A 5406-nucleotide genomic window follows, 5' to 3' on the forward strand; every position below is an offset into this window, starting at 1 on the left:
GATGTTCAACACGCTGGACGGCGGCTCGGGGATCCCTTCGCAGGCAGAGGGTACGGTGGATGCCGAAATGCTCGAGGCTGGATTCGCCACTGCGACTTACTTCTGGAGCATGCTTCGACGGAGTACGTCGGATTGGTATCACGTAACCGTGGCAGGCACGACGCACGCGAGTTTCTCCGATCTGCCACTGTTCGAAGCGGAGAAGCCAGGCAATTTGAACTCTCGCGCAGCGCACGCCATCATCAATGACTACACCCTTGCATTCTTCGACAGATATTTGCGAGGCAAGTCCAAAGGCGGCTTGTTGAGCGGTGAAATCACTTATCCGGACGCCAAGCTCCTACGTAAAGACGACAAGCAGTAACGATGACCTCTTTCCATGCCTCCAGTCTGTGCGGTTTCGTGATCATCTCAATTGGAATGATGGTCCTGCCACGGCCTGTGCATGCTGAGGCTCGCGCCCCGGCCACGTTGCGTATTCCCGAACAGATCTTCGCTGGCGAACCCCGAGGGCGCTACGAAACCGGCACGTTCGAAGAATTGTGGATCAACACCGCGTTGGCGGATCCGAGCACGGCGGACCCGACCGACAAGCGCAAGGTGATGGTGCAGGTGTGGTATCCAGCGGCGGTGCCACGCAATGCCAAGCGCGCGCCGTATGTGCTCAATCCGCAGCTGTACAGTAAAGATCATTGGCTGCACCAGGTCGAGCACGTACGAACGCAGTCGTTCTTGAATGCGCCACTCACGGCTTCTGATGAAGCGTTTCCGATCCTCATCTATAACCATGGCAATGGCCAGCCGCACTTCAGCGGCACGTTCCAGACGGAGTTCCTCGCCAGTCAAGGCTACGTGGTCGTGGCCATCGGTCATCCCGGCTCCAGTGGTATCGAGCGCTTTCCCGATGGCACGACTTATGAGAATGATGGTCTCAAGTGGAACGCCGAGCGGCCGCAAACGAGCAACTCACGCGATGAGCCCTTCGGACGCGAGGGGGTGGAGTACGGCTTCACACACTCGGATCTAAGTCTGTTCGTCAAAGACATCAGCTTCGTTCTCGACCGACTGACGCAGCTCGCGACCGATCCCAAGAGCCGTTTCTACCGGCGCATCGATCTGCAGCGCGTCGGTGCGTGGGGCTGGTCGCTCGGTGGCTTGCAGGCACTTCAGGCGGCGCGTGATGACGAGCGTGTCAGGGCGGCGGCGAATCTCGACGGATGGCCGCATGGTCTGGCGGGGCCCCAAGGCGTGGTGACGTTGGGCAGCGAGCGTCCGGTGATGCTCATGTTCAATCCTGCCAACGGTGGTCCGAGAGTGCCGGGGCCGCCGGGCGGTGAAGTGAGTGTGGGAGAAGTCGAATCATCGTACGCCGCCTCGACGTACTTCTGGACACTGCTCCGACGAACCGCGGCGGACTGGTATCACGTGACCGTGGCTCGGACCAATCACGGTAGCTTCTCCGATCTACCGCTGTTCGAACCGGTGGCACCTAAGAATCTGCACCCACGCGCGGCGCACGCCATCGTCAATGCTTACACGTTGGCGTTCTTCGATCGCTATGTGCGTGGCGATGTCGCCAGTACGTCGCTGCTCTCCGGCGATGGGGCTTATCCGGAAGTCACCTTGCTACGGAGAAAGACTGCCGAGTAAGTCCCCTGAGTAAATCTGACTGCGGTCTCTGCCCGCCGGGATGGCTGGGCAGTTCGCCCCAGAATTCGTGCTGTTCGTCCCGCGCCCCTGGGGACCAGTGTCCGTGCGCCGTAACGTGCCGGTGGACATCAGCCTCTTGATCGTAGTTCATGCCCCAGCACATCCTTCGCACGGTTCTATCCCTCGCGCTCGTTATCAACACTGTCACGACATCCGCTGCAGACAAAGAAGCTGAGTGGAGTTTGGAGGGCGAGGGCAGCATCGACCTGTTGGGCGGCAGCGATAACAGCACCGCCTTCCATGAATCCGAGGAGGGGGCGTGGGCGCTTTATCAGGGCTCCGAAGGCAAGTCCTGCGGCATTCTGTTCAAGTCACCCTCGGGCGGGCAGAACACGCTGTTCGCCTATTTCCTGCCGATTCCTAAAGAACCCCATGCGCTGTTGTTTCTGTCAGGGCCGACGGTGCCGGCACCCGGTTCGCTCGAGCAAAAGAAATTCACCTTGCTGACGAAGGACAGTCCCGCGCAGACGGTGACTGCGTTCAACAGTTCACGCCAAGGCAGCGGCATGGTGGTCTTCTATATGCCGGACATCGATGCCGCCATGAAGGAGATGAACGATGCCGACGCCGTTGAAGTGAAGCTTGGCGGCAAGTCCATCTACAAGCTGAGCTATGACGGTGGCTTCAAAGCCCGAGACAAGATGCTCGAGTGCATCCGAGCCAGCAAGTAATAACCGACGGAATTAAAAATCCATGCGAGTTTCACCACTGAGCTTGTGGGCGTGCTGCCTGCTGAGTGCGTCCGCTCAGGCGGGGCACTGGGTCCTCGTCGGTGCCGAGGGCAAGCCACCGCGCCGGTCTCATTACTATGCGGCCTTTGATCGCGTCGAAACGCGCACGCCGCTCGAAGCCATCGAGAGCTCGGTGAACAGCAAGAATGTGAGCAAGCACCTCGATGCGGCGCGCTTGAAGCGCGTGCCCGTCATCCGCGTGTTCGAAGGCGCGAAGGATCCTGACACCATCTCGTACACGCTGGAATTCAAGTGCCAGGAGCGCTTGGTCAGCATCGCCGACGCTGTCGTCTACAACCGCGATGCCACGACCAAGATGATGAGCAAACCGGAGTTCGTGCCAATTCCGAAAACCTGGCTCAACGGTGCAGCGCTGGTGGCCTGTGATGAGAAGAAGGTCTTCGCAGCGGCGCAAGCGGCTGGCAAGCAGAACAATCAGGAGCCCCTGGCGGATCTGGGCTTGGTGTATGTCGGGGACTTCGTGTTGAACACGCAGCTTGCGGACGTCACCTGGAACACGTTCTGGAAAGAGGCTACGCGCCCTGAGTACACGACTACGAGAACCCCGGAAGAGATCGAGCAGCGTCGCCAAGAGGTGCTGGCACAACTCGGCGATGCGCAGAAGATGCTCGGCGAGAAAGCGGCGCAGGTCCAAACCGCCATCGAGAACGACGACAAGGAACGTGAGTTCATCGACAAGGTGAACCAGACCTTCAAGACCAAGAACAATCAGCAACAGATTCTGTTCTTCGGCATGGAGGGTTGGACGGAGAACGAGATCGTGGAGTTCTGGGGCGTGCCGTCATCGTCGCGTGAGCTGAGCGGCATGCGCCAGCTCGACTATTTCTCTCAGGATGACACTCGGCAGAGCTACGCGGTGGTGGCTCGCAATGGTGCCATCCTTAGCACGGGCGAAACCGGCGAGTTGCGTCAGTGCGAGATGTCGTTGTTCATGCGCGAGGGCGGCGGGAAGCCGGGATTTCGGCTGGTCGACTACCGGATCAACGGCGAGAACTGTCGCCGTAGCACGTTAGGAAAGATCGCCAAGTAACAAGGTGCGGACTGCGTCCAGATAGTTGCGCCCGCTGACGAGGGTTCGGCCGTCGATCAATTCCAACTGATATCGGCCGGAACCCAGCGGCACGAGCTTGCTCACCGACTCTCTGCGCACGGCCACCGACCGATGAACCCGACAGAAAGCGTCGCTGTCCAGCTCATCCATGAACGAGTTCAACGTGCGCCGAAGCACGAATCGCCCCGACTGGGTGTGGACTTCGATGTAGTTACGATCTGCTTCGATGGAATGAATCTGGTGCTCGAGGACGAAGTGGGTGTGCTTGCCTGCCGGCAGTGGCACGCGACGACCTTGTGCCTGGCTTAAAGTCGCTGCTTGGCGGGAGCTTGCAGTCTGCACGATTCGACTCACCGCCTCGCGTAGTCGCTCTGCGTTGATGGGTTTGAGGAGATAGTCGACCGCACGCGCATCGAACGCTTTGACGCCGTAGTTTTCGAAGGCGGTCACAAACACCACCATCGGCAGCGGACCCTGCCAGCGTGCCAGGGCGGTGAAGCCATCGGTTCCCGGCATCACGATGTCCAGGAACAACACATCGATGGCTAACTCGCCAACCTTATCCAGCAGGTCGTCCACGTCGACACAAGTCGCGACCACCTCGATCTGGGTTGGCGCCACCGTCTTGAGTAACCGCTGCAAACGAGTGCGCGCCCATGCCTCGTCATCGACGATCGCCGCTCTCAGCATGGCGCGACCACGTTCGACGTTTCATTGAGGGTGGCGACTCGCACCGGAATCTTCAGCACGACAGTGTAAATCTCACGATCTGTGTCTCTTCGTTCGAGACTGCCTTGCGAACCGTACATCAGCTCGAGGCGTCGCGTCACCAGCTCGAGCCCCACGCCGTTACCGTCGCCGCGGCCACCCTCGGGCCCGCGCGAGTTACTGATCTCGACGTGAAGTGTTTGACCCTGTTGTGCGGCGGAGATCGTCAATCTGCCGGTCGCGCGGCGTCTCGCGATCGCATGCACGATGGCGTTCTCCACCAGCGGCTGCAGAATCAACGTTGGCACCAGCGCGTTCATACACGTTTCTGGGATGTCTATATGCACTTCGAGCCGGCGTCCGAGCCGGATCGACTCGATGGTCAGATAGTGGTTCACCAAGACGAGCTCGTCGCGCAGCGTTCGTTCGAGGCGCTCATCGGCTCGGAGGCTTTCTCGCAGCAGTGTGGATAGCGACACCAGCATGCGATCCGCAAGCTCCGCATCTGCGTGCACGATCTCCGCCACAGAGTTGAGTGCATTGAAGAGGAAGTGCGGATGCAGTCGCGAGCGCAGGGCTTCGAGCTGCGTGGTCACCAGGCTCCGCTCAACTTCTGCCAGACGTCGCTCTCGATCGCGTGCTCGCTCGTAGAACACCAGCGCATGTGCGACGGCCACCACCGTCCACGCCATCATCAAGTTATTGCTCAGGCTGGTGAGGAGGACGCTCGAGAATGAGGGGAGGGCTTCGTACCAATCAAAAATTGGATTGGTGACGTAGACGTAGGCGCCGCGGAGGAAGATCACAGCGAGGACGCCCAGGCTCAATACTGCGGCTGATTTTGTGATCGAGCCTCGCTCGATGGGGTGACGGCGTACTAGCCAGACGATGCCCAGGGTTAGCGGGACCCAGGTCATCCAGCCGCCGAAGCTGTATTTCAAAGCTGCCGGCCAGCCGATGGGCTGACCTGCCTGCTCGTTCATGGTCATGACCTGCGATGCGAACAGGATGGCGTAGGCGGTCCACCAGAGGAGGGAGAGCCAGAGGACGAAGCTGGATCGGAGTCTCACGCTTGGAATGGGCCTTGAGTTGCGCACGAAGCGCGGATCTGAGCGGAGGATATCAATGTCGGGAGAGGTTGTTTGCCACTCGGTCGGCGTAGTCCGCCCCGTTCCACCCCATCCG

5 protein-coding genes and 1 pseudogene are annotated in these 5406 nt (G+C 60.0%); 4 read left to right on the plus strand and 2 right to left on the minus strand.

What is annotated here, in order from left to right; translation table 11 throughout:
- The 4 genes and pseudogenes from JNL55_RS27865 to JNL55_RS27880 form a co-directional block, all read left to right on the plus strand.
- Nucleotides 1-364: pseudogene (locus JNL55_RS27865) on the plus strand (hypothetical protein); the annotation flags it as partial.
- 2 nt (nt 365-366) lie between these two features.
- Nucleotides 367-1650, plus strand: coding sequence for an alpha/beta hydrolase family protein (locus JNL55_RS27870; RefSeq protein ID WP_293862412.1), 1284 nt, complete (start codon nt 367-369; stop codon nt 1648-1650).
- Between the two features lie 149 nt (nt 1651-1799).
- Nucleotides 1800-2381, plus strand: a complete 582-nt coding sequence (locus JNL55_RS27875; protein WP_293862415.1) for a hypothetical protein — start codon at nt 1800-1802, stop codon at nt 2379-2381.
- Nucleotides 2382-2403: 22 nt separating this feature from the next.
- Nucleotides 2404-3492: a hypothetical protein gene (locus JNL55_RS27880; protein WP_293862418.1), complete on the plus strand. Its 1089-nt coding sequence runs from the start codon at nt 2404-2406 to the stop codon at nt 3490-3492.
- On the opposite strand, the gene JNL55_RS27885 is transcribed toward JNL55_RS27880, so the two are convergent.
- Together JNL55_RS27885 and JNL55_RS27890 are read right to left on the minus strand one after the other, a co-directional pair.
- Entirely contained in the window at nt 3472-4203 is a 732-nt protein-coding gene (locus JNL55_RS27885; RefSeq protein WP_293862421.1) for a LytR/AlgR family response regulator transcription factor, read from the minus strand. The genes JNL55_RS27880 and JNL55_RS27885 overlap by 21 nt on opposite strands.
- On the minus strand, nt 4197-5406 hold a 1210-nt coding region (locus tag JNL55_RS27890), incomplete at its 5' end, for a sensor histidine kinase (RefSeq protein ID WP_293862424.1). The genes JNL55_RS27890 and JNL55_RS27885, both read right to left, overlap by 7 nt.

The sequence above is a fragment of the Steroidobacter sp. genome, assembly GCF_016790065.1.
Lineage (GTDB): Bacteria > Pseudomonadota > Gammaproteobacteria > Steroidobacterales > Steroidobacteraceae > Steroidobacter.

Bases quoted from the DNA above. Each gene is read 5' to 3' on its own strand.
- JNL55_RS27870 (WP_293862412.1), top strand. From the start codon at position 367: ATGACCTCTTTCCATGCCTCCAGTCTGTGCGGTTTCGTGATCATCTCA.
- JNL55_RS27885 (WP_293862421.1), bottom strand. From the start codon at position 4,203: ATGCTGAGAGCGGCGATCGTCGATGACGAGGCATGGGCGCGCACTCGT.
- JNL55_RS27880 (WP_293862418.1), top strand. From the start codon at position 2,404: ATGCGAGTTTCACCACTGAGCTTGTGGGCGTGCTGCCTGCTGAGTGCG.
- JNL55_RS27875 (WP_293862415.1), top strand. From the start codon at position 1,800: ATGCCCCAGCACATCCTTCGCACGGTTCTATCCCTCGCGCTCGTTATC.